The organism is Salmonella sp. JXY0409-18 (assembly GCF_020268625.1).
GTDB classification, from domain to species: Bacteria; Pseudomonadota; Gammaproteobacteria; order Enterobacterales; family Enterobacteriaceae; genus Salmonella; species Salmonella enterica.
On record NZ_CP084216.1, the window covers coordinates 2588432 to 2614245 of the forward strand.

Consider the following 25814-nt stretch of genomic DNA (forward strand, 5'->3'; position numbering starts at 1 on the left):
CATGACAAATAAAAAACACATTTTTTCAATTATCTTTATTGGTTCTCTTTTAACGGGGTGTGCTACAGGACCATCACCGACAGGGATTGGCTTATATACGGATGTTAAAGGGCCAATTACTGCCACGAGTCTCCCGGCAACCAAAACCGGTAAAGCGTGTGCGCAAACGGTATTGGGTATTGTAAATACCGGCGACGCATCTATTGATTCAGCGAAAAAAGCGGGCGATATTTCTTTAGTGTCGAGTGTTGATTATGAAACTACGGGCTCATATCCGTTTTATGGTAAAACCTGTGTTGTCGTAAGAGGACAATAACAACAGTAAGCCGGCGATGCCGCCGGCTTTTTATCCCATTTTACGTGCCGCTATCTCTGTCTGTTCCTTGCGACTCAGCCCCCGCTTTAAGGTTCTGTTAAGATTTTACGCATACTCTACAAGCAGTTGTTAATAAAGGATAATAATAATGGCACATTTCTCAAGACTGCAAATAACGCTTCACTGGTTAACACTGCTCCTGACAGGCATCGCATATGCAGCTATTGAGTTACGGGGGTGGGCACCAAAAGGCTCCAGCGTTTACCTGTTTATGAAAGACATGCACTATGATATGGGCGTTCTGGTCTGGGCGCTGATGTTTTTACGGTTATACCTTAAACACAAATACCCGGATCCGGTCATTACGCCTCCCCCTCCTCACTGGCAGCACGTAGCCGCTAAATTAATGCATATCGCGCTTTATTTCACTTTTCTCGCCTTACCGCTGCTGGGCGTCGCGATGATGGCATCAGGCGGGAAAAGCTGGAGCTTTTTTGGTTTTACTGTACCGGTATTTTTGACGCCAGATAGCACCCTAAAATCGGATATAAAGCGTATTCATGAAATGCTGGCCAATATCGGCTATTTCCTGATTGCTATGCATGCAGCAGCGGCGTTGTTTCACCATTACATACAAAAAGACGATACATTTTCAAGGATGTTACCCGGTAAATCATGACTATTTCGGCCATCCCGGCGTGAGAGAGCACGCCGGGCAAGGCATTATTATTCCAGCGCTATCGGTTTCGACTGATAGCGCCTTACACCGTTTGTAATCGACAATATACGATATTTTTCCGGTTCCATGTGTAGGTGATATGTACGACGCCGCCCTCGCTAATAATAGCGGGATAAGAATACTCACCGTGGTCACTTTCCAGGTCCAGTAGCGGTAGCCATGATTCGCCATTATCCTGGGAAGCAATCAGTGAAAGCGGATAGCGCTTTCCCCAGTTGCCGTTGACCGGATTTAACGCAAGAATCAGCGTACCGTCCGGCATACTAACCAGATCGATACCACTATTATTATTCGGTAAAGATGTCGCGCGGGCAACAGACCAGGTAGCGCCATAGTCGATTGAATCACTGCGAAAAATTGCCCCGCGTGTGCTTCGTAACAACATATGGATATGCCCCGGAGAAGACTCCCACAGCGTAGGCTGAATAACGCCATCCCAGCGCAGGAGGTTTTCCAGACAACATTCCCACAACATCCCCTTTTTTACACCATCCCACAACGCTACGTTTGTCCCGGGAATAGCGTTATCAGCCTCCAGTGGAACAAAAGAGATATTCCAGTGTTTTCCTTCGTCAGAGGATCGATCCACAAATGCCCTCCACCGTTCAGGACTTTCAATCGACCCTGGCGCAATCCAGGCACCATTTGATGCCAGCAGGAGTTTATTTTTCACGGGACCGCGCGGCAAAATATCATCGTTGACCAACGGAGCTGGCGTACTCCAGGTAAATCCTCGATCGCTGGAGGTGATAAACCAGGTTTTCCACACGTGTACGTCGCTGCCTACTTTATAAAATAACCACAATTTATCCGACGGGTAAAATAACACCGGATTCCAGTGCGCTTCCCCCTCGCGTGCCGCCACTCGCTGCGGTGTTGTCCAGATATTATGTTCATAGCGAGATAGCCAGATGGCTGTATCTTCGCTTCCTTCGCGCAACCCCGCGAACCATGCGGCCACGAGCGTACCGCACGGTAAGCGAACAAGCGTAGAGGCATGGCACTGGAAGAACTCGGTTCCGCTTTCCGGTAAAATGACCTGCCGATTGACGAGCGCTAATTTCATACCTGCCTCTATTAAATAAGGTAAAAAGCATCAGCTTTTTTACGTATGAAAGTAGTGTTAGCAGAAATAGCATCAACGCGGTGAAAACGATGAACCGCTATACGAATTTATGTTCAGATATCGCGCCCATAACAGGCAGAATGTCGAGAGTGGACAAAAATTGGACTGACCTCGCGGATAATTCCAACTTACCGCCGTCCAATGGCGACGAGGTCAGTGGCACGGGATAATATAGAGGTCAGGGTTATAATATTTAGCGATCTGTGCCTACAAGCATGACGGGATACTTTTCGCTACAGGCAATGAAGGCCCGTCTAAACGGGCCTTCATTAACGCGATTATGATTTGTGTTCAATCGCCTTTGGTTTACTTTCTATGGCAATTTTTTTCGGTTTCTCGCTTTCAGGGATCTCCTGGTAAATCTCTACCAACAAGAGGCCCTGTTCCAGTTTCGCATTATTCACCTTAGCATGTTCAGGCAAAGAAAAACTCAACTGGAAATCCGCCTTACGAATCCCCCGATAAATCCAGTGCGTCTGATCCTCTACCGTATCTTCAGTGTGTTTACCCGTAATATTCAGGTTGCCGCCAACCGTTTCAATTTCAAGCTCTTCCTCTTTCCAGCCAGGAACGCTCACGGTAAGCAGATAGTTATTCGCATCGCGCTTTTGCAGATCGTAAGCTGGCGTCGCAGCGACTGGCGTATCTCCTGTTAATTGACTGAAAAGTCTATCAATACGGTTGAAACGGTCAGAGAAAAGAGAATCAGCAAACACGGGAAGTGCTGACAAGGTTCTGAGTGCCATCATTAACCTCCTGAATCACTATTCAAAAGTTCAACATCAAGGCAAGCATTGCTTGTCCACTGACTACATAGGGATGGAAAAAACATTTTCAAGCCTATAAAAGCCTTTTTTTAGTCACAAATTTAAGTGGTTAACGAAAAATCTCATCCCGTTCATTGCCATTTCCGTTGTCCCTTCATCTTTACAATTTTTCTTCATCAGCACAATTGATAATGATTATCAATTGCATTAATGTATACAGGTTGGTTATGGCAGTGACCAACGCCCTTCTCCATTATCAAACCCAGCGCCGCCTTCGGGCGGCCTTTTGGGAGGAAATATGGTCGCCAAAAATAAAATTCACGGTCGTCGTATTCATCAGTCTCTGCAACAGTTACATCAGCGTTGTCTTTTTCAGCAACTGGCGGTAAGCCCACCAGGAACAAAATATGTTTCAGTCACCGCTGAAACAAAAAACTGGCTTATTCATCTTGTGACTTCAGAGGGTCGTTAGCACGCGATAGTGGCTGTCCATGTTGTCGCTAAAATTTTAATGAAATGACATTTGAAATGACATTTATACATCTACAATTTGCGCCCGGCTACTCCGGGCGCCATACCTGAAGATATGACACCCGTTGCCAACTGACAGGAATTTTAGTCATCGTCTCCGGCGTAGAAAAATTCGATATCTTTATTAAACCATTTATCAATGTTGTGCCACATCAGACAACCGGTCAGAAAACTTGCGATCAATATCCCTCCTATAAGCCACTTTTTCACATATACTCCTGAATAACCCCTGTTGATGTCATTATCTGATCGATAATAAAAAGACCATCATTTGAAGAAATAGTTTCACTGACAGATACCGTATGAAACGAGACAGTGAACAGTACCGTTTTCTTCGGTTTTTATGCCATAGTATTGAGCAGTGGTGACAATCATTTTCTATCGCGCCATAATGATTTGCAGCCTATAGTTTATGATTTTAAGATTTGTCTACTCATCACCTATGTCAGTGATGGATAAATTATAATACGCTTTTCTGGCGCACTTTTCGTCAGTAAACAGGAATACTACAGCATTCATCGTATTGATGCCGCTTTATCTCCCGTTCTTCAGGGAATTAACGACAATTTTATGCACAAAGGATACTAATGATGAAACGTAAATTGATCCCATTTGCCCTCTTTCTCGCTGCGCTTAGCGCCAGTACCACCTCTATAGCAGCTTCGCAGGAGATTTCTAAATCTATATACACCTGTAATGATAACCAGGTTATGGAGGTGATTTACGTCAACACTGAGGCTGGAAACGCCTATGCGATTATCAGCCAGGTAAACGAGATGATCCCGATGCGGTTAATGAAAATGGCCTCCGGAGCAAATTACGAAGCCATAGACAAAAATTATACTTATAAACTTTATACCAAAGGCAAAACGGCTGAACTGGTGGAAGGTGATGATAAACCTGTTCTCAGTAACTGTTCCTTAGCTAACTAACCTTCAGAAATGCCTGAAGGCTCATCAGGCATTTCCACTTCAACCTTCCTGTAACGTAACGTTAAAAAATATGTGAATCACTACAATAAAATAATGGCTAATTAGTAACCACTTTTAAACATGGCTAATCCTATTTTTAAAGAAAAGTTCGAACTGTCTTAATTGTCGTTGTTTAGTGCTTAAATGTTTTGCTTTATTAAGTGGCCCAGGTAGAATTCACAGCGGCTGGTAACCATTCATATTCGCACTATTGAACGATTACCAGCCAACCGCGCCAGGGTCTTGCATACGCTCTGGCGCGGTTAAATCCCCAGGCCATAAACGAAATCACAGGTTTCTGCTATTGCTCGTATCTTTCACGTTAACCTGCATTATGCTTGCCCACCTGATGTAGAAAAACACCGCTCTGAACCATAGGGTGTGAATTTCATTTTATAAAAAATTGCGGTGCCGGGTGCCTCCCGGTGAACCATACCACAGTCAATATGGCTCGCGAGGAACATTAACTATTTGACTGGACGCCCCGCCGCAAAGGGGGATTCACCGCATAAGAAAAATCTACAACTCACAAGTAATAAAAGACAATAACATTTTTGTGCATTTTTTATAAATGACTATCTTGTCACGTAATAAATGAAATTATTCTGTAACAGTATTGCAGGACAATACTTATTCAAAACTGAAGTGGTCAGTGGGAGTCGAACCCACATCATCAGCCTGACACTGAGGTAATAACATTATACGATAACCACATTGGACCGCCACCGAGGCCTCGAACCTCGCACCATCAACTTAGGAGGTTGATGCTCTATCCAGCTGAGCTAGTGGCGGCTGGGGACTTCTGCCAGGCGCAAAAAAGGTGCTCTCCTGGATAAGATACATACCTTGCTACTTTTCAGTAGTCGTTCAACGGCAGGTACAATATGCGAAGGCGGTCACAAAATCTTGATGACATTGTGATTAATTCCAGGAAAATTTTTCAGAGTGAATCTTGTGAGATCTGGCGTTATTTACACCAGATTGTCCTTCCTGCTTATCACCTACCTGAGCAACCTTGATTGCTTACCACAATCCTTTATCTGTGCTTATGCTGGTGAGATGTTATGTACAGCGTCACTATGACGAAGAGAGTATGACGAAGAGAGAAAAGTCAGGCAGGTACGTGTCACTGGTAAAGAAGCCCTGTTTTATTGACTGGCGGTGCGGAAGGCGAACCTTCCGCATAGCTTATGCTTTTCAGAAACGGTATCCAACCCCGACGTTGAAGCCGTTTATTTTTGTAGAGGAGATGTTGCTTCCTTCATACCCAACATCGACGACGATATTCTCCAGCGGATTCATCTGTACACCTGCGCCCCAGGCAAATCCCGTTTTCCTTGAGGAAATTTTGTTAGAAAAAGAATCGCCATCCTGAGTGGAATGTTCTTTAAACGTCGCCTTTACCGTGCCGACACCTGCCAGCGCGTATAACGAAAAATTGTCAGACAATCGATAGGCTGGCCCAACCATAAAAGAGCCGTACTTCACCTCAAACTTGTCATGGTAATGAATACCTTCAGACTCAACAGACCCGGAAGCCTGGCTGTCTCCATATAAGTAACTTAGCGAGGAAATAAAACTTACCGGAGAGTCATCCTCATAACGATATTTCACATTTACCCCTCGGATATTTTTGAAATCCTGAACTTTACTTTGTGCATACCCCACGGAAAAGGCGTTAGTATCGGCCTGTGCAACATTTACAACCAAAACGCCTGTAGTAATAACTAAAGTGGATAAAATAATATTTTTCATAACAACTCCTTAATACTACTTATTATTTACGGTGTGTTTAAACACCTGCGGTACCGATCCGGCATTCAGTTATCGCCACTATGCCGAATCGACAAAACCACGAATAATTCACCACTATCGCTCCTGATACGTTTACTTCCTGAAAGAGATTTTTACTACCGAAGTTCTCTATCGCTCCTTAAGGTAACCGGTTCTACAATGTCATCTCACTTTTATAGATTTGAATGCTAATTTTTCTCACGCATATATTTTTAACAGAAACCATAAAGTGTTTAGCCACTATAGAACAACAAACTCGCCATACAACCATTTGATATTTAAAGAAAAACCCTCACAACCACATTAAGAAACCTGACGCCGATCGGCTAAAAACATGTCATTAAGCAAACTCGCCATATAACCAGAACATATCGCATTGTGCTTCACAGTCCTCACGTGACGCTCCAGCCGCAATACCGTTATATGTCATCGCAGGCGCTGTAATCATATCCACGATAATGCTTAGCACGATTTATTCCCGCTCCGATTTAATCTTTTAATATATCTATCAGTTACAACATTTCTTGTTATAAGAATAGAATCAACACCACAATTCCAACATAAATATCACCCGTGTTGAGAGAAAATTTACATTCCAGAAAAATAATAACAGACGCAAATATTGAACGCGCGATAAAAAAGTCTATTTCGCTATAAAACCCATTATTATTAAGAGTGGTTAACTCTTCGTTGAATAAAAAATGCCAATGACGTTCCATAATTCATTAGATGAACTTCACAAGTCATTACATATAACAGGAGGTGTTATGAGACATCATGCTTTTATGCTTTGGACATTACTTATTTTTTCATTCCATGTTTTGGCCAGTTCAGGCCATTGTTCTGGTTTACAACAGACATCATGGGAAATTTTTATCTACGATTTTGGTAGTAAAACCCCGCAACCGCCTGCAAATACCGATAAAAAGCAAGCCAGGCAGATTAGTTCACCATCCTGCCCGACGGCAAAACCCATGATGTCCGCACCAACCAACGACGCCAGGAAAGGGAATACTTTCTCCAGAACATAATGTTATTTATCTACAATGGTGCCGAACGACTACTTTTAGCCATCCGGAAATCTTGATTGCCATCAAATATAGCTGGCATTATTTTTCCTGACGTGTATAGTGCGCCCCGTTATCCCCATTAAGGAATTTGTTTGTCTCGTAAAATGACAGGAATTGTCAAAACCTTTGATTGTAAGAGCGGTAAAGGTCTCATCACCCCCTCCGATGGACGCAAAGATGTTCAGGTCCACATTTCAGCATTTAGCCAACACGAAACAGAAGCGCTTATCCCCGGTATACGCGTTGAGTTTTGTCGTATTAATGGCCTCCGCGGACCTACCGCCGCCAACGTTTATCTTTCATAATTCGTCCCTCGGCATTTTTTCAGAAAAATTTAGCGAGCCCGTATACCTCCGCAGTCTGCTATGAGGCTTTGTCTGAAAGGCTGCAGAATGTTTTCAGTGACGAAAATCTAAAGGATTTATTTTGCTGATGACTCCCGTGACCTCTCTTATCATATATCGGGTGTCAGCCCCCTTCTCACTTTGTTTAACGTGAAGAAATGTACAGCCGTTTTTCACTGTGATAGCATCTAATATTGCAAAAGTATTTAACGCTATATACCCATCGTCACAGGAGTGGCTGGCTGCGCGCATTTAACCGAAGTATTTATGTGATTCTATCGGAATTATCTCTATTGCCGCTCAATGCTACGTCATATTCAGTGGGTATAAATCGCCAATATAGTTGTAACGCTATTTATTTTTAGGGTAATAATTGAATGACTTTGCTTTCAGGAAAAACCACACTGGTTCTCTGCCTCTCCTCTATTTTATGTGGATGTACGACGAACGGCTTACCCGCACCTTATAGTATTAATGTGTCGTTCCCAGTCATTACACAAAACCAGATTAATTCCGGTGGTTATTACATAAATGACGCGGAACAAATTCGGACAACTGATGGTCTGTGCCTTGATACAGGCTCAGATCAACAGAATCGTTTGACGCTGCGGGAGTGTAAGCATGTGCAATCTCAGCTTTTCTCATTTCACCGAGACAGAATAATGCAGGGTGAGAAATGTCTGGATGCTGCAGGACAGGGTACGAAAGAAGGCACGCCAATCATTCTTTATTCATGCACGGGTAATGATAACCAGCGCTGGCTCACTGATGATAACAAAATTAAGGGGAAACAGAGCCGAAAATGCCTGGGCACAAATAGCATTATTGTCAGAAAAGGCGACCCTGTTGTGTTGGCCGATTGCGATTTTAGTCGCGCCCTGGAATTTACCATCAGGTAGCAGGACACCGCTGTGAAGAGAGAGCCGCTAACCTCATGACACGACAACAGGTTAGCGACCTTTACTTCCACGTGTGGCCAATTTACTTTACGTCCGCGACGTCAGGATGACAAAACGGCGGCTAAACCTTGACACAGGTTATATACCCAGCTTAAATACTGGTCATCCAACCAGTAAAAAGGAAATGGCGATGTTCGTCGAACTCGTTTATGACAAGCGAAATGTTGAAGGTTTGCCAGGCGCACGCGAAATCATCCTCAATGAACTCACAAAACGTGTACATCAACTTTTTCCCGATGCGCAAGTGAAAGTTAAGCCAATGCAGGCGAACGCATTAAACAGTGACTGTACAAAAACCGAGAAAGAACGGCTGCACCGTATGCTGGAAGAGATGTTTGAAGAGGCTGATATGTGGCTGGTCGCCGAATAACGTCCCCTCCTGCGAAAGCGACATATCCGATCGAAAACAGCGCCCTGAGGCGCTGTCTGTGACGATATAACGCAAACGCCACCACTCAGAACATGTAGCGGAAGTGGCGTTTATAGCGTGGTCAACATTCTATTTGCCAAATGCCGCCAGCTCCAGTCCTTGCCACTGAACGTTTTGCCCAGTGCCACACCTGTACGCCCTATCAACGGATTATACGTTTTGCTGCGCATCGACACTATTGGTCACGGTTTTACAGTAAAAACGGTACCTGTTCTCAGGTTTTTCCGGCGTCAGTGCACCGTTATAATGGTGAGGTGTGACGCTATTGTAGTCGTTCAAGATGTATCCATTAATTTGTCCGGTTTTCTTGTTCATTAAGTCACCTGTTTTGTGTTGAGGTGAGAATATCACCTTTAATCAGGTGACCAAATTTACTGTGTCACTACAAGAATGAGAATAGATGAAATGTTACCTTCCACACAGGGATATAATAATCCTGGTAATTAAAAATTTATGTTTGCTTATAAATTACTAATGATATCGAATCTCTATTACCGCATATAAATCAACCCAATACAGTTACAATGAGATAAGTGAATGTAGTTTTAAATTCAGTTAGTTGTTTATCTATAGTTGTCTCTTTGGTATTAACAATAATTAATTGATTGTACTGAATAAACTATCATTTTACCTCTGTAATAGACATCTATTTTAGTTTTATTGACGTTAGACTATGTATCTTACTATCTGCACAAGACATAGAACCAGAAACAAGTCAGGCATTGCCAGAATAAAATCAACGTCATGAAACAATGGGTTATGAACACATATATCATTCAGATAAAGAAGTAATAATCGGGAGAGTAGATATCATGAAAAAACCTGTTTTTTTCCTTCTGACCATGATCATCTGCAGCTATATTTCTTTTGCCTGCGCTAATATCAGTGACTACAAAGTTATGACCTGGAATCTTCAGGGCTCTTCAGCATCTACAGAAAGTAAATGGAATGTCAATGTCAGACAGCTTTTAAGTGGTACTGCCGGTGTGGATATTCTTATGGTACAGGAGGCCGGTGCTGTTCCCACCTCAGCGGTTCCTACCGGACGACATATTCAGCCTTTTGGAGTGGGTATTCCCATTGATGAATACACCTGGAATCTCGGAACCACCAGCCGTCAGGATATAAGATATATCTACCACTCGGCTATTGATGTTGGAGCGCGCCGTGTTAATCTGGCAATAGTTTCCAGACAAAGAGCGGATAATGTTTATGTCTTGCGTCCGACAACTGTCGCATCTCGCCCCGTCATTGGCATCGGACTGGGTAATGATGTTTTTCTGACAGCGCACGCACTGGCTAGTGGAGGTCCGGATGCTGCAGCTATTGTCAGGGTTACCATTAATTTTTTTAGACAACCTCAGATGCGGCATTTATCCTGGTTTCTTGCCGGGGATTTTAATCGCAGCCCAGACAGACTTGAAAATGACCTGATGACTGAGCATCTGGAACGAGTTGTAGCCGTACTCGCACCTACAGAACCCACGCAAATTGGCGGTGGTATTTTAGATTATGGGGTCATTGTCGATCGAGCACCTTATTCACAAAGGGTTGAAGCATTACGTAATCCACAACTCGCTTCTGATCATTATCCCGTAGCCTTTTTGGCACGAAGCTGTTAATGAGTAAATAGCGTTGACGACATGTACTTTGAGCGTAAGGTGCAGAATATATATTTATTGTAAGGTAAAATTATGAGTTGTTTTACCAGTCCAGCAATTATGGAAATGTTAGGTCATTATAAATGGCGTGTTTATGAGCCATTCAGGTTTTATCTCAGTGAAGATAAAAATGATGTCATTGAAGTACCGGTAGGATTCGTTACCGACCTTGCCACTGTTCCGCGTATTTTCTGGTCATTATTGCCACCGGATGGTGAATATGCCAAAGCGGCAATCATTCATGACTACCTGTATCATTATCCATTACGTAACAGAAAAGAGTCCGATCTCATATTCCTGGATGGAATGAAAGTTCTGGGCGTGCCAAAATGGAAAAGGATAATAATGTATTTAGCCGTAAGAATATTTGGCTGGAAATACTATCATTCTCATACCATACAACATAATTAATTTCTCGTTTTTAACACACAAAGAACTATAGAAAAACCTGACGCCTTAATATAGTAATAATGAGACTTAGTGGCTTTCACCAGTTCTCTGTGTGAATATATCATTATATGCTATCATCACAAACCGCCATAGTGGTAAGTAAGGGAATTACAACCTTACCCGTTCCTTTATCCATCCATAAACAAATGACTCATTCGCCTGGCGCTTTTCAGCTAACTCCAGATAGCGTTGTCCCTGACTACAATTCAATGCACGGATAAGTATCATTTCGCCCTCATCTCTCCGGTGAGAGAGAAAAAATGTTAGTGCCGAAAGCGTCCGTGGCCCAATCTGACCATCTGCTATCAAATCCGGATAAATTTTTTGCTGATCATTAAAAACATTAAGCCAACGCTGGAAGTACTTAATCGGGATTGAGGGTCCCATGTTCACACCAGTATCACAAAGCTCAGCTGCGATAGAGTGAGAGATAATGGCAACCTGATCAAGTCGTGGACCATACCAATAATCTGCCTCAAGGATTTTTAATGCTTGATTACGGGTAAGATTCCGCATATCCCCCATATAGCCATTAGCCCGGGCCGTCGTCAGGGTTATACCCCAATGCGTTGGTCCCCCCCTGTCGTCAGGGTGATCAACGTAACCACCTTCTCTACTAAGGATAGCTGCAAAGATTTCATCTTTAGTCATAATGACTCCTTCTAATATTAATAAAATACGTACCTGAATGCTATGATTGATAATGCAATGAATCTGATAAAAAACTTATTGAAGTATATAAACAATTTATATTTAAGTGGATAGCCAACTTAATAAACAATATTAACCAGACCACTAATAAACGGTCTGTTTAATTTAATAGGCAACATAGGTAAGTTTCATTTATTTAGAAAGTATAAGTTCTATTACAGGTCTTGCATCATAAAAAGACATGTTGTATACGTCAGCTCTTTGCCCTCGATGTGATTGACATACGCTACCTATTGAAAAGCATGAACTTATTAATGGGCCGAATGCATCAATTCGTTGTTGGGTATACGTCTGCGGTTCCGGAAGAAAAGGTATCACGCCAGGATTAGACGTAGTGCTTAAACCTAAATAACTGGAATTCATTGTGCTTACACCATCCTTTACCAGACCTGTTGCGCTATCATAAACAAGCGCCACGGCCTTTTGAATATTCTCGGGTAAAATAGATAATGTGGAAACATACTCTCTTTGCAATCGCATCATCGTTTTTTCATAAGCATTAAAGTGACCACCTTGCGTTTCCAGATAGGTGATGGATGGGAGCAAGCTGTAGAAATTATTATCTGCACGAATCTGATATCTGTATAAATTACCTTTGAATGTTGAGCGAGAATAGTACGCCCTGGCTATAGCATATGTTTGATTAACACTTGAGGTTGTTGCAATATAGCGACTGTCACTACTTCCACCACTACATGACCTTCCACTGATAAATTGCTGAAAGTTACGGTTATACCCAAGTAGTGAAAACCCATCGCGAAAAATAACGTCCGGCGGGGTTGAGTCCACACGATACACAAAATCTACTGCATAGTTATTAAAGCTAACTATAGATAAGGTTAAGAGTATTAACTTTTTCATTATTTCTTCCCCCCTCTTACTTGGGTCCAAAGCATTGTGTCGCACTGCACGATGATAGTCCCACAAGAGCATTTGCTGAAAAGGTATTTACAAAAAGCGGATAGGTCCAGATATTTTTTTGAACATGAATCCTTACGGATTGCCCTGTACTATAAAAATATCTTGCCTGGTCAAGAAGTTCTTTAAAGGAGGGTGCCCATATGCTCTGCTTTGATACCGCACATGCAACAACTGGTGTACCACTACCGTTAGCTTTAACCGTTTTTATGCAAAAATAAGGACTAGTATCTATCTGACCAACATGTATTTCACTGATAACTTCGTCTGAGTAATAGGCGTTCGTTTTATCTCCTGTCCACTCAGCGCTGGCATTAAAAGAATAAAGGAGAATTAATAATGTATAAACAGGCACAAACTTATTTATATACATGCTACTCTCCTGTACATTTAAAATAATTAACAAAGCACAAATTTATTATATCTCATCACATCTAAATCCAGTCTATCATGATTTACTTCAACACAATGTTACCAACCACAACAAACACTCAAATTACTTGTGAATAGCAATTAATACATATATAAAAAATTTCATCACTGATAATAAGCACACCTGTTTTATCAGTTACAGAATTCCTGCCACGGTAATAACACAGGTACTTCCGGCTCGTATTGATCGCCGTCGTCTGTCTACTGGTTTTCATTTTCAGCAAAGCAGGACATAACTCATTAAGAAATTGACGATAATTTAACAAGCCCGTTCTTTGCAAGAACGTTCTGGATAACTATCAGATCACTATTGTAGGATCAAAGAGTGGGGAATAAATCATTATCATCCAACTGAATCATGGACGACATCTTATTAACTGGCAATCTTTTTCCGGTGTAGTGATCCTACCCGCGTAATCTGTCTGTACCCTCCAGGTAAAGTGTCTGGCAATTTAGTCAGCCTATTGTTGATAACCGCCAGAAAATTAATATGTTCAGAAAGATGATCTAATAAAGTTGTGAGTTGTAGGTATCTGAGATCTAGTATAAGGCAATGATATTTCAAACATTCCCGCATCCAAGTTTGTTGAACGAAAATTTACTTAAAGAAAAAATAATAAGCCTTAATATTTTTTGCAGTATTTCAATTTATAGCAGAATAAATGTACGTAGATGGCGTAAAAACCTGATGAGCAGGAATATCGATAGCCAGTAAATCACTCCTGTGGTAATGCAGGCCACCTGATGACTGTGAAGGTCGCTTCATCTGAAGCGCCGCTGAAGTCCAGCGATTTAAGGTGAAAAGTAGCCAGCAGGCGCTTCTGCTGGTCCATATTCCTCTATTTTGCCAGGCCATACTGAAGTGCCACACAGGTATCTGCCAGAGCGGTCCTAAGCTAATAAATATAAAAGCAGTTACTGCCTACCTCAAGAAATATGCGCTCATGATCATTTAAAGCTCTTTTCAAGAAACTGATAATAAGCTTGTCAATATAATATTATGCAGTCTCTATTAAGCGCCTGGTTTATTTGTTTTGCATAATCATATAGTTGACTTTTCGAGTAAGAATTTTCTTGCAAAGACAAATAAACGTGTTTTATATCTCTAAATAAGCATACATCACCATGGATATGAGCCTCTATATAATTCCCTTCATAGCCTGTACCATAATTAGAGTGAGCTAAAAACTTTTCGCCCTTAGCCATTTTAACCAAACTCTTAAAGCAATTATAACCAAAAAAATCATTTTGACAGGATGCGATCAGGTTCTCCATATGCCAAAATGTAGATAATTTACTCGTATCCAGACCAAATCTGTGGCCGTAGGTATCAAAAGGTGAAAATGTACAATTTGTTTTTACATTATCATTTAATTCAAAAAATGATTTCCCATAGGCGCTGGCACCTCCATTTTCACCGTTCAGAAAGTCCAGTGCAGCATAAATTGGTCTGCTTGTAGGGCTAAAAGTTCTATTGTTGGGAGTATATGCTACGGAAAAACCGCCTGTCTGACCATATGGGGCATAAGGTGAATCTGCAAGCTTCTCCAGTTCAAATGCTTTAGTTTCAACTGAATCACGTCCGACATTATAAGCGGGTAAATCGCCTGGTCTGCAACCTAATGCATAAGAGTTCAGATATTCTTTATTTTTTAAGAGAGAGACAAAGTCAATTTTTGCTGCATTAAAATTTATTGTCAACCGGGCATTTTGTAAAACATCCACCATCTTATTTAGCAAAAGAGTGCAATCTATTTCGGCACCACACTCACGGCTTATCCGCCTGAGCGCTTTTTCTCTTATTATGTCAGCGTCGCGCTGACACCTGGAATGAATATGTGCAAGTACTTGTTTTCCAAAAAGGCGACCATACGCCTTTTTACGCTCTTCATTGCTGATACCGCAAAACACTTCGTCAAAAGAAAGCCTGTACGCTGCGCTTACAGAACCTCTCGCCGCTCTGCTTTCTGGAAATGGCGGAACATCTTCAACAACATTTTTAACTTGCTGAATGTCTGAAGACAGAGGAGTATGTCCGACATTTTTTTCCTTATCTGTTTCCAGATATTGCGGAACCTTTACGCTTCCACTATAGCAGATAGGTTTGAGCATATGTCTCCTGAATTTTTACGACTAATAGTATTCACTTTCGCTGACGTATTCTTTATCAGGCTGATATTTCAACACTTCTTAGCCGCCTTGTAGAAGTGCAAATAAAGCATACTAATAATTTCATAAAATACTTAATCTACCCACTATTGCAGTCTATAAATTATCACCTTTTATTGAAATATTATCCTGATAATAACAACAAATCTGATAAGGCACTTTCAAAAAATAGCCAAACCACACATCATAAAGAAAACCACTACAATCAAAATCGGTAACTATCAATTTTCAGGGAGTCTCAGGTTACCATGACGATCGGGGTAAAGGATGGATTACTATTGCGGTCTGAATTGAGAGAGTTTTGATAAATTATTTTGATAACCGTTCGAATACTAATAATAAAAACGGGAACGTTAAGTCCCCGTTTTTATTTTAACAATTATCGTTATTACATATTTGCGATAATCGCGTCGCCAAACTCACTACATTTCAGCAGCTTAGCGCCGTCCATCAGACGTTCGAAGTCATAGGTCACGGTCTTCGCGGCAATCGCGCCTTCCATACCTTTAACAATCAGATCCGCCGCTTCGAACCACTGCATGTGGCGCAGCATCATCTCCGCAGACAGAATAATGGAGCCTGGGTTGACTTTATCCTGGCCCGCATATTTCGGCGCAGTCCCGTGAGTGGCTTCAAACAACGCGCATTCGTCGCCGATATTCGCACCCGGTGCAATACCGATACCGCCAACCTGAGCCGCCAGGGCATCGGAAATATAGTCACCGTTCAGGTTCATACAGGCGATAACGTCGTATTCCGCCGGACGCAACAGGATCTGTTGCAGGAACGCATCGGCGATAACGTCTTTAACCACGATCTCTTTACCCGTGTTCGGGTTCTTAATTTTCAGCCACGGACCGCCGTCAATAAGCTCACCGCCGAACTCGTCGCGCGCCAACTGGTAGCCCCAGTCTTTAAACGCGCCTTCGGTGAACTTCATGATATTGCCTTTATGTACCAGCGTGACGGAATCGCGATCGTTAGTAATAGCGTATTCAATCGCCGCGCGAACCAGACGTTTAGTGCCTTCTTCAGAACACGGTTTGATACCGATACCGCAGTGCTCCGGGAAGCGAATTTTCTTCACGCCCATCTCTTCGCGCAAGAACTTGATCACTTTCTCAGCGTCTGCAGAGTCAGCTTTCCATTCAATTCCGGCGTAGATATCTTCAGAGTTTTCACGGAAGATGACCATATCGGTCAGCTCCGGATGTTTCACCGGACTTGGCGTGCCCTGATAGTAACGAACGGGACGCAGACAAACGTACAGGTCAAGCTCCTGACGCAGGGCAACGTTCAGAGAGCGGATACCGCCGCCAACCGGCGTGGTCAACGGACCTTTAATCGCTACGCGGTAATCACGAATTAAATCAAGGGTTTCAGCGGGAAGCCAGACATCCTGGCCGTAAACCTGTGTGGATTTTTCTCCGGTGTAAATTTCCATCCAGGAAATTTTACGCTCGCCTTTATAGGCTTTCTCGACGGCGGCATCGACCACTTTAAGCATGGCTGGAGTGACATCAACACCGATACCATCGCCTTCAATAAACGGGATAATCGGATTCTCAGGAACGTTGAGTTTGCCGTTTTGCAGGGTGATCTTCTTACCTTCCACCGGAACAACTACTTTGCTTTCCATTCACCTCTCCTTCGAGCGCTTCTGGTTTGCTCGTCTGTTATCGCGCTGCATGTGCAATGGCGTCCTGCTGCACGACTGCGTTAGAGCAATTTTTTGTTAATGTTTTGTAATGAGCATGTCAATACTACCCTATTGTTTGCCGCCATGAAAGACACTCATTATTGCGCTATAATGCGGCAATTAATAAGTTCTGAAAACACCATGCAAAAAACTTCTTTTAGAAATCACTACGTTAAGCGATTCAGCTCACGACAAGCATCTAAATCACGGAAAGAAAACCAGCCAAAACGCGTGGTTTTGTTCAATAAACCTTACGATGTGTTGCCGCAGTTCACGGATGAAGCAGGACGCCGCACGTTAAAAGATTTTATTCCTGTGCAAGGCGTTTATGCCGCAGGCCGCCTGGACCGCGACAGCGAAGGGCTTTTGGTGCTGACTAATGACGGCGCGCTGCAGGCGCGCCTCACGCAACCGGGCAAGCGCACCGGCAAGATTTACTATGTTCAGGTAGAAGGCATCCCGGATAATGAAGCGCTACAGGCGCTTCGTACTGGCGTCACGCTCAACGATGGCCCTACCCTGCCCGCCGGTATTGAGATTGTCGCGGAACCTGACTGGCTGTGGCCGCGCACCCCGCCGATTCGCGAACGGAAGAATATTCCCACCAGTTGGCTAAAAGTCACCTTATATGAAGGCCGCAACCGCCAGGTAAGACGCATGACTGCGCATGTCGGTCATCCCACTCTACGATTAATTCGTTACAGCATGGGCGACTACACGCTCAGCGGCCTCGATAATGGACAGTGGCGCGAGATCGCACAGGAGAAAGACAGATGAAACGGCTTCTCATTGCTTTTGCTTTATTAACACCGTTATCCGTTAATGCGGCCAGCTTCGACTGCCAGAAAGCGCAGGCTGCGGATGAAAAGGCTATCTGCGCGCACCTGACGCTGAATGATAAAGACGTGGAAATGCACACCAAATATCAGTTTCTGAAAGGGTTGTTCGCGATGGGCAGTCGCGGCGCGCTGCAGGACGCCCAGCAGAGCTGGCTTAAACAGCGTCAGCAGTGCAAGGCCGACGTCACCTGCCTGACAAAAGCTTATAACGAGCGTCTGAAACAGCTTGACGCGATCTATGACCACATTGATAAACCGCTGTAATAAGAATGCCTATGTTCAAGCCGCACGTGACCGTTGCCTGCATCGTACATGCCGAAGATAAATTTCTGGTGGTGGAAGAGACCATCAACGGTAAATCGTTATGGAATCAACCTGCCGGACACCTGGAGGCAGATGAAACGCTGGCGCAGGCCGCCGCGCGTGAACTGTGGGAAGAGACTGGCATCACGGCGCAACCACAGTATTTTATCCGTATGCATCAGTGGATTGCGCCGGATAAGACCCCGTTCCTGCGCTTTTTATTCGCCATCAAGCTTGATCATATTTGCGCGACTGCCCCCCATGACAATGACATCGATTGCTGCCGTTGGGTGAGCGCCGACGAGATTCTGAACGCGCCGAATTTACGTTCTCCGCTGGTGGCTGAAAGCATTCACAGTTATCAAACGGGGCAATGTTACCCCTTATCTATAGTGGGCGAATTTAACTGGCCGTTTACAGAGGGTGTCAAGTAAAGGGCTGCGTGGTAGAATACGCCGCCTTGAAGTTCAATGTCGCGAGTATTCCAATGTCAGAAAACCCAAAAAAAGTGATCGTCGGCATGTCCGGCGGTGTCGATTCCTCCGTTTCCGCCTGGCTGTTGCAACAACAGGGTTATCAGGTAGAAGGCCTGTTCATGAAGAACTGGGAAGAGGACGATGGTGAGGAATACTGTACCGCAGCAGCCGATCTGGCTGACGCGCAGGCCGTGTGCGACAAGCTTGGCATTGAACTGCATACCGTCAATTTTGCCGCAGAATATTGGGATAACGTCTTTGAACTGTTCCTTGAAGAGTACAAAGCGGGCCGTACGCCGAACCCGGATATTCTGTGCAATAAAGAGATCAAATTTAAAGCCTTCCTTGAATTTGCCGCAGAAGATTTAGGCGCCGACTATATCGCCACCGGTCACTACGTTCGCCGCGCGGATGTAAACGGCAAAAGCCGGTTGTTGCGCGGGCTCGACGGCAACAAAGATCAGAGCTACTTCCTCTACACGCTTGGCCATGAGCAGATTGCGCAAAGTCTGTTCCCGGTTGGCGAGCTGGAAAAACCGCAGGTGCGTAAAATCGCCGAAGATCTGGGGCTGGTAACCGCCAAGAAAAAAGATTCTACCGGTATCTGCTTTATCGGCGAGCGCAAATTCCGCGACTTTTTAGGGCGCTATCTGCCTGCGCAGCCGGGGAAAATCATTACCGTTGACGGCGATGAAATCGGCGAGCATCAGGGTCTGATGTATCATACGCTCGGTCAGCGTAAAGGGCTGGGAATTGGCGGCACCAAAGACGGTAGCGAAGACCCCTGGTATGTGGTGGATAAAGACGTTGAAAACAATGTGTTAATTGTCGCCCAGGGGCATGAGCACCCACGCCTGATGTCGGTAGGCCTCATCGCCCAGCAGCTACATTGGGTCGATCGCGAACCGTTCACCGGCACCCTGCGCTGTACGGTAAAAACCCGCTACCGCCAGACCGATATTCCGTGCACGATTAACGCGCTGGATGACGATCGTATCGAGGTCATTTTTGACGAGCCGGTTGCCGCCGTTACGCCGGGCCAGTCCGCTGTCTTTTACAGCGGCGAAGTCTGCCTGGGCGGCGGCATTATCGAGCAGCGACTGCCGCTGACGGTCTGATTATTCAATACACAACATCATTCAAGTCGCCTCAAAGCGGCTTAAAAGATGAAGTGTATTTTATTTGATACAAGGAAGCAGTGATTGTGGCAAAGAATTATTATGACATCACCCTCGCGCTGTCTGGCATTTGCCAGTCGGCACGCCTGGTGCAACAACTGGCGCACCAGGGGCACTGTGATGCCGACGCGTTGCACGTTTCACTCAACAGTGTCATTGATATGAATCCCAGTTCTACTCTGGGCGTGTTCGGCGGCAGCGAAGCTAACCTGCGTCTTGGTCTGGAAACACTGCTCGGCGTGCTGAATGCCAGCAGCCGACAAGGACTTAACGCCGAACTGACGCGTTATACGCTTAGCCTGATGGTGCTGGAGCGCAAGCTGTCATCCGCCAAAGGCGCGTTGAATACGTTAGGCGATCGCATTAACGGCCTGCAGCGCCAGCTTGACCATTTTGATTTACAGTCAGACACGTTAATGAGCGCCATGGCGGGCATCTACGTGGATGTGATTAGCCCATTGGGCCCACGCATTCAGGTGACGGGCTCCCCGGCCGTTCTGCAAAGTCCGCAGGTTCAGGCCAAAGTCCGCGCTTCGCTACTGGCAGGCATCCGTGCAGCCGTGCTCTGGCATCAGGTAGGCGGTGGTCGCCTACAGCTTATGTTTTCTCGTCATCGCCTAACGACTCAGGCAAAACAAATTCTTGCTCATTTAACCCCGGAGTTATGATCTATGGAATTATCCTCACTGACCGCCGTTTCCCCTGTCGATGGACGCTACGGCGATAAAGTCAGCGCGCTGCGCGGAATTTTTAGCGAATACGGTTTGCTGAAATTTCGTGTACAAGTCGAAGTACGTTGGCTGCAGAAATTAGCCGCGCACGCAGCGATCAAGGAAGTTCCTGCTTTTGCTGCCGACGCAAACGGTTACCTGGATACGCTTGTTGCAAACTTCAATGAAGAAGATGCCGCGCGCATTAAAACCATTGAGCGTACGACTAACCATGATGTGAAGGCAGTTGAGTATTTCCTGAAAGAAAAAGTCGCCGCGATCCCGGCGCTACATGACGTTTCCGAGTTTATCCACTTCGCGTGTACGTCAGAAGACATCAACAACCTGTCTCACGCGCTGATGTTGAAAACCGCTCGCGACGAAGTAGTCCTGCCATACTGGCGTAAGCTTATCGATGCAGTGAAAGATCTGTCCGTACAGTATCGCGATATCCCTCTGCTCTCCCGTACCCACGGTCAACCTGCCACCCCGTCTACGCTGGGCAAAGAAATGGCTAACGTGGCTTACCGTATGGAGCGTCAGTTCCGCCAGCTCAACCAGGTGGAGATCCTCGGTAAAATCAACGGCGCCGTAGGCAACTATAACGCGCATATCGCCGCCTATCCGGAAGTTGACTGGCATCAGTTCAGCGAAGAGTTCGTCACCTCGCTGGGCATCCAGTGGAACCCTTACACCACCCAGATTGAACCGCATGATTATATTGCGGAACTGTTTGACTGTATCGCGCGCTTTAACACCATCCTGATCGATTTCGATCGCGATGTCTGGGGTTATATTGCGTTGAACCATTTCAAACAGAAAACCATCGCCGGGGAGATCGGTTCTTCTACCATGCCGCATAAAGTTAACCCCATTGACTTTGAAAACTCAGAAGGCAACCTCGGTCTGTCTAATGCAGTATTGCACCATCTGGCAAACAAACTGCCGGTTTCCCGCTGGCAGCGCGATCTGACCGACTCAACCGTTCTGCGTAACCTGGGTGTCGGCATCGGCTATGCGCTTATCGCTTATCAGTCCACCCTGAAGGGCGTCAGCAAGCTGGAAGTAAACCGCGATCATCTGCTTGACGAACTGGATCACAACTGGGAAGTATTAGCCGAACCGATCCAGACCGTCATGCGCCGCTATGGTATTGAAAAACCATATGAAAAACTGAAAGAGTTGACCCGTGGCAAGCGTGTTGATGCCGAAGGAATGAAACAGTTTATTGATAGTCTGGCCCTGCCGGAAGCAGAAAAAACGCGCCTTAAAGCCATGACGCCGGCAAATTATATCGGTCGTGCTGTGACTCTGGTCGACGAACTTAAATAATGCCTGCCTCACCCTCTTTTCTTCAGAAAGAGGGTGACTATTTGTCTGGTTTATTAACTGTTTATCCCCAAAGCACCATAATCAACGCTAGACTGTTCTTATTGTTAACACAAGGGAGAAGAGATGATGCGCGTACTGGTTGTAGAGGATAATGCATTATTACGCCACCACCTGAAGGTTCAGCTCCAGGATTCAGGTCACCAGGTCGATGCCGCAGAAGATGCCAGGGAAGCTGATTATTACCTTAATGAACACCTTCCGGATATCGCTATTGTCGATTTAGGTCTGCCGGATGAAGACGGCCTTTCCTTAATACGCCGCTGGCGCAGCAGTGATGTTTCACTGCCGGTTCTGGTGTTAACCGCGCGCGAAGGTTGGCAGGATAAAGTCGAGGTTCTCAGCTCCGGGGCCGATGACTACGTGACGAAGCCATTCCACATCGAAGAGGTAATGGCGCGTATGCAGGCGTTAATGCGCCGTAATAGCGGTCTGGCCTCCCAGGTGATCAACATCCCGCCTTTCCAGGTGGATCTCTCACGCCGGGAATTATCCGTCAATGAAGAGGTCATCAAACTCACGGCGTTCGAATACACCATTATGGAAACGCTTATCCGTAACAACGGTAAAGTGGTCAGCAAAGATTCGCTGATGCTTCAGCTGTATCCGGATGCGGAACTGCGGGAAAGTCATACCATTGATGTTCTCATGGGGCGTCTGCGGAAAAAAATACAGGCCCAGTATCCGCACGATGTCATTACCACCGTACGCGGACAAGGATATCTTTTTGAATTGCGCTAATGAATAAATTTGCTCGCCATTTTCTGCCGCTGTCGCTGCGGGTTCGTTTTTTGCTGGCGACAGCCGGCGTCGTGCTGGTGCTTTCTCTGGCATATGGCATAGTGGCGCTGGTCGGCTATAGCGTAAGTTTTGATAAAACCACCTTTCGTCTACTGCGCGGCGAAAGCAACCTGTTTTATACCCTCGCCAAATGGGAAAATAATAAAATCAGCGTTGAGCTGCCTGAAAATCTGGACATGCAAAGCCCGACCATGACCCTTATTTACGATGAAACGGGCAAATTATTATGGACGCAGCGCAACATCCCCTGGTTGATTAAAAGCATTCAACCGGAATGGTTAAAAACGAACGGCTTCCATGAAATTGAAACCAACGTAGACGCCACCAGCACGCTGTTGAGCGAAGACCATTCCGCGCAGGAAAAACTCAAAGAAGTACGTGAAGATGACGATGATGCGGAGATGACCCACTCGGTAGCGGTAAATATTTATCCTGCCACAGCGCGGATGCCGCAGTTAACCATCGTGGTGGTCGATACCATTCCGATAGAGCTAAAACGCTCCTATATGGTGTGGAGCTGGTTCGTATACGTGCTGGCCGCCAATTTACTGTTAGTCATTCCTTTACTGTGGATCGCCGCCTGGTGGAGCTTACGCCCTATCGAGGCGCTGGCGCGGGAGGTGCGCGAGCTTGAAGATCATCATCGCGAAATGCTCAATCCGGAGACGACGCGTGAGCTGACCAGCCTTGTGCGCAACCTTAATCAACTGCTCAAAAGCGAGCGCGAACGTTATAACAAATACCGCACGACCCTGACCGACCTGACGCACAGTTTAAAAACGCCGCTCGCGGTTTTGCAGAGTACGTTACGCTCTTTACGCAACGAAAAGATGAGCGTCAGCAAAGCTGAACCGGTGATGCTGGAACAGATCAGCCGGATTTCCCAACAGATCGGCTATTATCTGCATCGCGCCAGTATGCGCGGTAGCGGCGTGTTGTTAAGCCGCGAACTGCATCCCGTCGCGCCGTTGTTAGATAACCTGATTTCTGCGCTAAATAAAGTTTATCAGCGTAAAGGGGTGAATATCAGTATGGATATTTCACCAGAGATCAGTTTTGTCGGCGAGCAAAACGACTTTGTCGAAGTAATGGGCAACGTACTGGACAACGCTTGTAAATATTGCCTGGAGTTTGTCGAGATTTCGGCTCGCCAGACCGACGATCATTTGCATATTTTCGTCGAAGATGACGGCCCAGGCATACCCCACAGCAAACGTTCCCTGGTGTTTGATCGCGGTCAGCGCGCCGATACCCTGCGACCAGGACAAGGCGTGGGGCTGGCTGTCGCACGCGAGATTACGGAACAATACGCCGGGCAGATCATTGCCAGCGACAGTCTGCTCGGCGGCGCCCGTATGGAGGTCGTTTTTGGCCGACAGCATCCCACTCAGAAAGAGGAATAAACATTTCTGTGCGTTCTTCCACGCATCTCGTTAAGCATCCGTTATAATCGGTGTCAGATACCAGCCTGCGGATACTTAACATGGAATACCAATTAACTCTTAACTGGCCCGACTTTCTTGAACGCCACTGGCAAAAACGCCCGGTGGTGTTAAAACGTGGGTTTAGCAACTTTATCGATCCGCTCTCGCCGGATGAGCTGGCGGGGCTGGCGATGGAAAGCGAAATCGACAGTCGTCTCGTTAGCCATCAGGATGGCAAATGGCAGGTCAGTCATGGCCCTTTCGAAAGCTACGATCATCTGGGTGAGAGCAACTGGTCGCTGCTGGTACAGGCGGTAAACCACTGGCATGAACCCACCGCCGCGCTGATGCGCCCGTTCCGCGCTCTGCCGGACTGGCGTATCGACGATTTGATGATCTCCTTTTCCGTCCCCGGCGGCGGCGTTGGCCCGCATCTGGATCAGTATGATGTGTTTATTATCCAGGGAACCGGTCGCCGTCGCTGGCGCGTGGGCGAAAAGCTGCAAATGCGTCAGCACTGCCCGCATCCCGACCTGTTACAAGTCGATCCGTTCGAGGCCATTATTGATGAAGAGCTGGAGCCGGGCGACATTCTGTATATTCCGCCAGGATTCCCGCATGAAGGCTATGCGCTGGAAAACGCCATGAACTATTCGGTTGGTTTTCGCGCGCCCAATAGCCGTGAGCTGATCAGCGGTTTTGCCGATTACGTCCTGCAACGGGAGTTGGGCAATACATACTACAGCGATCCGGATATGCCGTCCCGCAAGCATCCGGCGGATATCCTGCCGCAGGAGATGGATAAACTGCGTAATATGATGCTCGATTTGATCAATGAACCCGCGCATTTCCAACAGTGGCTTGGCGAGTTTCTCTCTCAGTCACGCCACGAACTGGATATTGCGCCGCCGGAGCCGCCGTATCAGCCTGATGAAATTTACGATGCCTTAAAGCAAGGCGAGGTATTAGTACGTCTCGGCGGGCTTCGCGTATTGCGTATCGGCGATGAGGTCTATGCGAATGGCGAAAAAATAGACTCTCCGCATCGCCCCGCTCTGGAGGCGCTCGCCAGTCATATTGCACTGACCGCTGAAAACTTCGGCGATGCGCTGGAAGACCCGTCCTTCCTCGCGATGCTGGCGGCGCTGGTGAATAGCGGATACTGGTTTTTCGAAGGATAAGAACATCGCAATGCCCGGCGACCGCCGGGCTGACGCAAACTATCCACAACGATCGCCGCCAGGTGTTCAAACATATCGGCCCGATCGCCCGGATAAGTGCCCGCCGGAAATGTTTTCATTATTGCCCGCGCTCACAGCAGCATTTGCGGCGTTAACTCCGGTTTACCCAGCCATTGATAAATATCGCTTTGTAATAGCAGGCTACGAACAAGCTGTATTGAGCGTTTGCCATATTGCCGCGAGGCCAGCCTCACCGCATCATCAATAAACGTTATGCAGGTTTCATCGCCGGTCATAAAACATGCTGCAGATTGTTGCTGGCGCTGAGACCAGGAAGGCGGATATTCGGCGCTCCAGGCAGAAAAATTTATGGCGGAAAATATCCCGCCATAAATAATAAAACGCTTCACCACAATGCGTAACATT

General features: G+C 45.8%; 29 protein-coding genes, 1 tRNA gene and 4 pseudogenes. 19 read left to right on the top strand and 15 right to left on the bottom strand.

Annotated elements, in window-relative coordinates; genetic code table 11:
* Window position 1: 1 nt before the first annotated feature.
* Window positions 2–316 (top strand): TRL-like family protein, encoded by a 315-nt coding sequence (locus LDB27_RS12550; RefSeq protein WP_000182479.1) that lies wholly within the window; start codon window positions 2–4, stop codon window positions 314–316.
* A gap of 148 nt (window positions 317–464) precedes the next feature.
* A complete protein-coding gene (locus LDB27_RS12555) occupies window positions 465–995 on the top strand; it encodes a cytochrome b (protein WP_000929971.1) in 531 nt (176 codons plus the stop codon).
* Window positions 996–1077: 82 nt separating this feature from the next.
* Here the strand turns inward: LDB27_RS12555 and LDB27_RS12560 are convergent, their stop codons facing one another.
* The 4 genes from LDB27_RS12560 to LDB27_RS23835 all read right to left on the bottom strand — a co-directional run bounded on the left by LDB27_RS12560 (window position 1078) and on the right by LDB27_RS23835 (window position 3689).
* Window positions 1078–2121: a sialidase family protein gene (locus LDB27_RS12560; protein ID WP_000761731.1), complete on the bottom strand. Its 1044-nt coding sequence runs from the start codon at window positions 2119–2121 to the stop codon at window positions 1078–1080.
* Window positions 2122–2459: 338 nt separating this feature from the next.
* The gene (locus LDB27_RS12565; RefSeq protein ID WP_001218117.1) at window positions 2460–2927 is read right to left on the bottom strand and encodes an Hsp20 family protein; all 468 of its coding nucleotides are present in this window, start codon (window positions 2925–2927) and stop codon (window positions 2460–2462) included.
* Between the two features lie 197 nt (window positions 2928–3124).
* Window positions 3125–3352 carry a hypothetical protein gene (locus tag LDB27_RS12570; RefSeq protein ID WP_077906426.1) on the bottom strand — a complete coding sequence of 76 codons (228 nt, stop codon included), beginning with the start codon at window positions 3350–3352 and terminating at the stop codon, window positions 3125–3127.
* A 211-nt stretch (window positions 3353–3563) separates the two neighbouring features.
* Window positions 3564–3689, bottom strand: coding sequence for a hypothetical protein (locus LDB27_RS23835; RefSeq protein ID WP_000758944.1), 126 nt, complete (start codon window positions 3687–3689; stop codon window positions 3564–3566).
* A 377-nt stretch (window positions 3690–4066) separates the two neighbouring features.
* On the opposite strand from LDB27_RS23835, the gene LDB27_RS12575 reads away from it, so the two are divergent.
* Window positions 4067–4411, top strand: coding sequence for a c-type lysozyme inhibitor (locus LDB27_RS12575; RefSeq protein WP_000977720.1), 345 nt, complete (start codon window positions 4067–4069; stop codon window positions 4409–4411).
* Window positions 4412–5165: 754 nt separating this feature from the next.
* On the opposite strand, the gene LDB27_RS12580 is transcribed toward LDB27_RS12575, so the two are convergent.
* Both LDB27_RS12580 and pagC read right to left on the bottom strand, forming a co-directional pair.
* Window positions 5166–5242 (bottom strand) — tRNA-Arg (locus tag LDB27_RS12580).
* A gap of 405 nt (window positions 5243–5647) precedes the next feature.
* Window positions 5648–6205: a virulence membrane protein PagC gene (pagC, locus tag LDB27_RS12585; protein ID WP_000789469.1), complete on the bottom strand. Its 558-nt coding sequence runs from the start codon at window positions 6203–6205 to the stop codon at window positions 5648–5650.
* Window positions 6206–7011: 806 nt separating this feature from the next.
* Between pagC and pagD the strand changes: the two genes are divergently transcribed.
* From pagD to msgA, 4 genes are all read left to right on the top strand, one after another.
* Window positions 7012–7275 (top strand): virulence protein PagD, encoded by a 264-nt coding sequence (gene pagD / locus LDB27_RS12590; protein WP_001531085.1) that lies wholly within the window; start codon window positions 7012–7014, stop codon window positions 7273–7275.
* 131 nt (window positions 7276–7406) lie between these two features.
* The gene (cspH, locus tag LDB27_RS12595; protein ID WP_001529140.1) at window positions 7407–7619 is read left to right on the top strand and encodes a cold shock-like protein CspH; all 213 of its coding nucleotides are present in this window, start codon (window positions 7407–7409) and stop codon (window positions 7617–7619) included.
* A 416-nt stretch (window positions 7620–8035) separates the two neighbouring features.
* Window positions 8036–8557 carry an RICIN domain-containing protein gene (locus tag LDB27_RS12600; RefSeq protein ID WP_001531094.1) on the top strand — a complete coding sequence of 174 codons (522 nt, stop codon included), beginning with the start codon at window positions 8036–8038 and terminating at the stop codon, window positions 8555–8557.
* A gap of 190 nt (window positions 8558–8747) precedes the next feature.
* On the top strand, window positions 8748–8987 hold the full coding sequence (msgA, locus tag LDB27_RS12605; protein ID WP_000497451.1) for a virulence protein MsgA: 240 nt from the start codon (window positions 8748–8750) through the stop codon (window positions 8985–8987).
* 152 nt (window positions 8988–9139) lie between these two features.
* Here msgA and LDB27_RS23950 read toward each other — a convergent pair.
* Both LDB27_RS23950 and LDB27_RS12610 read right to left on the bottom strand, forming a co-directional pair.
* Window positions 9140–9223: pseudogene (locus LDB27_RS23950) on the bottom strand (hypothetical protein); the annotation flags it as partial.
* Complete coding sequence (locus tag LDB27_RS12610; RefSeq protein WP_001036548.1) at window positions 9198–9362, bottom strand: hypothetical protein; 165 nt, start codon at window positions 9360–9362, stop codon at window positions 9198–9200. The gene LDB27_RS12610 and the pseudogene LDB27_RS23950, both read right to left, overlap by 26 nt.
* 497 nt (window positions 9363–9859) lie before the next feature.
* On the opposite strand from LDB27_RS12610, the gene cdtB reads away from it, so the two are divergent.
* Complete coding sequence (cdtB, locus tag LDB27_RS12615) at window positions 9860–10669, top strand: cytolethal distending toxin S-CDT (protein ID WP_001529135.1); 810 nt, start codon at window positions 9860–9862, stop codon at window positions 10667–10669.
* A gap of 72 nt (window positions 10670–10741) precedes the next feature.
* Window positions 10742–11119, top strand: coding sequence for a DUF1353 domain-containing protein (locus tag LDB27_RS12620; RefSeq protein WP_001277616.1), 378 nt, complete (start codon window positions 10742–10744; stop codon window positions 11117–11119).
* A 147-nt stretch (window positions 11120–11266) separates the two neighbouring features.
* Here LDB27_RS12620 and LDB27_RS12625 read toward each other — a convergent pair whose 3' ends face one another.
* The 3 genes from LDB27_RS12625 to pltB all read right to left on the bottom strand — a co-directional run bounded on the left by LDB27_RS12625 (window position 11267) and on the right by pltB (window position 13160).
* Window positions 11267–11809, bottom strand: coding sequence for a glycoside hydrolase family 108 protein (locus LDB27_RS12625; protein WP_000158843.1), 543 nt, complete (start codon window positions 11807–11809; stop codon window positions 11267–11269).
* Between the two features lie 192 nt (window positions 11810–12001).
* Window positions 12002–12730 (bottom strand): typhoid-like toxin S-CDT ADP-ribosylating subunit PltA, encoded by a 729-nt coding sequence (pltA, locus tag LDB27_RS12630; protein ID WP_000733630.1) that lies wholly within the window; start codon window positions 12728–12730, stop codon window positions 12002–12004.
* A gap of 16 nt (window positions 12731–12746) precedes the next feature.
* Complete coding sequence (gene pltB, locus LDB27_RS12635) at window positions 12747–13160, bottom strand: typhoid-like toxin S-CDT binding subunit PltB (RefSeq protein WP_000275700.1); 414 nt, start codon at window positions 13158–13160, stop codon at window positions 12747–12749.
* Between the two features lie 612 nt (window positions 13161–13772).
* Here pltB and LDB27_RS12640 point away from each other — a divergent pair.
* A pseudogene (locus LDB27_RS12640) lies at window positions 13773–13919 on the top strand (hypothetical protein); the annotation flags it as partial.
* A gap of 16 nt (window positions 13920–13935) precedes the next feature.
* On the opposite strand, the pseudogene LDB27_RS12645 reads toward LDB27_RS12640, so the two are convergent.
* The 3 genes and pseudogenes from LDB27_RS12645 to icd all read right to left on the bottom strand — a co-directional run.
* Window positions 13936–14016: pseudogene (locus LDB27_RS12645) on the bottom strand (tail fiber assembly protein); the annotation flags it as partial.
* 190 nt (window positions 14017–14206) lie between these two features.
* Window positions 14207–15331: a type III secretion system effector SopF gene (gene sopF, locus LDB27_RS12650; RefSeq protein WP_000917280.1), complete on the bottom strand. Its 1125-nt coding sequence runs from the start codon at window positions 15329–15331 to the stop codon at window positions 14207–14209.
* Window positions 15332–15776: 445 nt separating this feature from the next.
* On the bottom strand, window positions 15777–17027 hold the full coding sequence (icd, locus tag LDB27_RS12655; protein WP_000444506.1) for an NADP-dependent isocitrate dehydrogenase: 1251 nt from the start codon (window positions 17025–17027) through the stop codon (window positions 15777–15779).
* 171 nt (window positions 17028–17198) lie between these two features.
* On the opposite strand from icd, the gene rluE reads away from it, so the two are divergent.
* The 9 genes from rluE to LDB27_RS12700 all read left to right on the top strand — a co-directional run bounded on the left by rluE (window position 17199) and on the right by LDB27_RS12700 (window position 25388).
* Window positions 17199–17864, top strand: a complete 666-nt coding sequence (gene rluE / locus LDB27_RS12660; protein ID WP_001249416.1) for a 23S rRNA pseudouridine(2457) synthase RluE — start codon at window positions 17199–17201, stop codon at window positions 17862–17864.
* Window positions 17861–18190 carry a lysozyme inhibitor LprI family protein gene (locus tag LDB27_RS12665; RefSeq protein ID WP_000825956.1) on the top strand — a complete coding sequence of 110 codons (330 nt, stop codon included), beginning with the start codon at window positions 17861–17863 and terminating at the stop codon, window positions 18188–18190. The genes rluE and LDB27_RS12665 overlap by 4 nt, the downstream gene beginning before the upstream one ends.
* 11 nt (window positions 18191–18201) lie before the next feature.
* Entirely contained in the window at window positions 18202–18663 is a 462-nt protein-coding gene (locus tag LDB27_RS12670) for an NUDIX hydrolase (protein WP_000476063.1), read from the top strand.
* A gap of 53 nt (window positions 18664–18716) precedes the next feature.
* The gene (mnmA, locus tag LDB27_RS12675) at window positions 18717–19823 is read left to right on the top strand and encodes a tRNA 2-thiouridine(34) synthase MnmA (protein ID WP_001293799.1); all 1107 of its coding nucleotides are present in this window, start codon (window positions 18717–18719) and stop codon (window positions 19821–19823) included.
* An 86-nt stretch (window positions 19824–19909) separates the two neighbouring features.
* Window positions 19910–20551 (top strand): high frequency lysogenization protein HflD, encoded by a 642-nt coding sequence (gene hflD / locus LDB27_RS12680; protein WP_001519653.1) that lies wholly within the window; start codon window positions 19910–19912, stop codon window positions 20549–20551.
* A 3-nt stretch (window positions 20552–20554) separates the two neighbouring features.
* A complete protein-coding gene (gene purB, locus LDB27_RS12685) occupies window positions 20555–21925 on the top strand; it encodes an adenylosuccinate lyase (protein ID WP_000423764.1) in 1371 nt (456 codons plus the stop codon).
* Between the two features lie 126 nt (window positions 21926–22051).
* Window positions 22052–22723, top strand: coding sequence for a two-component system response regulator PhoP (gene phoP / locus LDB27_RS12690; RefSeq protein ID WP_001537766.1), 672 nt, complete (start codon window positions 22052–22054; stop codon window positions 22721–22723).
* Window positions 22723–24186 (top strand): two-component system sensor histidine kinase PhoQ, encoded by a 1464-nt coding sequence (phoQ, locus tag LDB27_RS12695; protein WP_001031687.1) that lies wholly within the window; start codon window positions 22723–22725, stop codon window positions 24184–24186. Before phoP ends, phoQ begins: the two co-directional genes overlap by 1 nt.
* An 80-nt stretch (window positions 24187–24266) precedes the next feature.
* Window positions 24267–25388, top strand: a complete 1122-nt coding sequence (locus LDB27_RS12700; RefSeq protein ID WP_000456512.1) for a cupin domain-containing protein — start codon at window positions 24267–24269, stop codon at window positions 25386–25388.
* A gap of 38 nt (window positions 25389–25426) precedes the next feature.
* Here LDB27_RS12700 and LDB27_RS12705 read toward each other — a convergent pair.
* A pseudogene (locus LDB27_RS12705) lies at window positions 25427–25813 on the bottom strand (hypothetical protein); the annotation flags it as partial.
* Window position 25814 lies beyond the last annotated feature (1 nt).

Coding starts and splice junctions, on each gene's coding strand:
- purB (WP_000423764.1), top strand. CDS start 20,555: ATGGAATTATCCTCACTGACCGCCGTTTCCCCTGTCGATGGACGCTAC.
- LDB27_RS12665 (WP_000825956.1), top strand. CDS start 17,861: ATGAAACGGCTTCTCATTGCTTTTGCTTTATTAACACCGTTATCCGTT.
- LDB27_RS12625 (WP_000158843.1), bottom strand. CDS start 11,809: ATGACTAAAGATGAAATCTTTGCAGCTATCCTTAGTAGAGAAGGTGGT.
- LDB27_RS12550 (WP_000182479.1), top strand. CDS start 2: ATGACAAATAAAAAACACATTTTTTCAATTATCTTTATTGGTTCTCTT.
- icd (WP_000444506.1), bottom strand. CDS start 17,027: ATGGAAAGCAAAGTAGTTGTTCCGGTGGAAGGTAAGAAGATCACCCTG.
- sopF (WP_000917280.1), bottom strand. CDS start 15,331: ATGCTCAAACCTATCTGCTATAGTGGAAGCGTAAAGGTTCCGCAATAT.
- phoP (WP_001537766.1), top strand. CDS start 22,052: ATGCGCGTACTGGTTGTAGAGGATAATGCATTATTACGCCACCACCTG.
- pltA (WP_000733630.1), bottom strand. CDS start 12,730: ATGAAAAAGTTAATACTCTTAACCTTATCTATAGTTAGCTTTAATAAC.
- LDB27_RS12555 (WP_000929971.1), top strand. CDS start 465: ATGGCACATTTCTCAAGACTGCAAATAACGCTTCACTGGTTAACACTG.
- LDB27_RS12600 (WP_001531094.1), top strand. CDS start 8,036: ATGACTTTGCTTTCAGGAAAAACCACACTGGTTCTCTGCCTCTCCTCT.
- phoQ (WP_001031687.1), top strand. CDS start 22,723: ATGAATAAATTTGCTCGCCATTTTCTGCCGCTGTCGCTGCGGGTTCGT.
- LDB27_RS12560 (WP_000761731.1), bottom strand. CDS start 2,121: ATGAAATTAGCGCTCGTCAATCGGCAGGTCATTTTACCGGAAAGCGGA.
- LDB27_RS12670 (WP_000476063.1), top strand. CDS start 18,202: ATGTTCAAGCCGCACGTGACCGTTGCCTGCATCGTACATGCCGAAGAT.
- LDB27_RS12575 (WP_000977720.1), top strand. CDS start 4,067: ATGATGAAACGTAAATTGATCCCATTTGCCCTCTTTCTCGCTGCGCTT.
- LDB27_RS12620 (WP_001277616.1), top strand. CDS start 10,742: ATGAGTTGTTTTACCAGTCCAGCAATTATGGAAATGTTAGGTCATTAT.
- pltB (WP_000275700.1), bottom strand. CDS start 13,160: ATGTATATAAATAAGTTTGTGCCTGTTTATACATTATTAATTCTCCTT.
- msgA (WP_000497451.1), top strand. CDS start 8,748: ATGTTCGTCGAACTCGTTTATGACAAGCGAAATGTTGAAGGTTTGCCA.
- mnmA (WP_001293799.1), top strand. CDS start 18,717: ATGTCAGAAAACCCAAAAAAAGTGATCGTCGGCATGTCCGGCGGTGTC.
- cdtB (WP_001529135.1), top strand. CDS start 9,860: ATGAAAAAACCTGTTTTTTTCCTTCTGACCATGATCATCTGCAGCTAT.
- LDB27_RS12565 (WP_001218117.1), bottom strand. CDS start 2,927: ATGGCACTCAGAACCTTGTCAGCACTTCCCGTGTTTGCTGATTCTCTT.
- LDB27_RS12610 (WP_001036548.1), bottom strand. CDS start 9,362: ATGAACAAGAAAACCGGACAAATTAATGGATACATCTTGAACGACTAC.
- pagD (WP_001531085.1), top strand. CDS start 7,012: ATGAGACATCATGCTTTTATGCTTTGGACATTACTTATTTTTTCATTC.
- LDB27_RS12700 (WP_000456512.1), top strand. CDS start 24,267: ATGGAATACCAATTAACTCTTAACTGGCCCGACTTTCTTGAACGCCAC.
- rluE (WP_001249416.1), top strand. CDS start 17,199: ATGCGGCAATTAATAAGTTCTGAAAACACCATGCAAAAAACTTCTTTT.
- pagC (WP_000789469.1), bottom strand. CDS start 6,205: ATGAAAAATATTATTTTATCCACTTTAGTTATTACTACAGGCGTTTTG.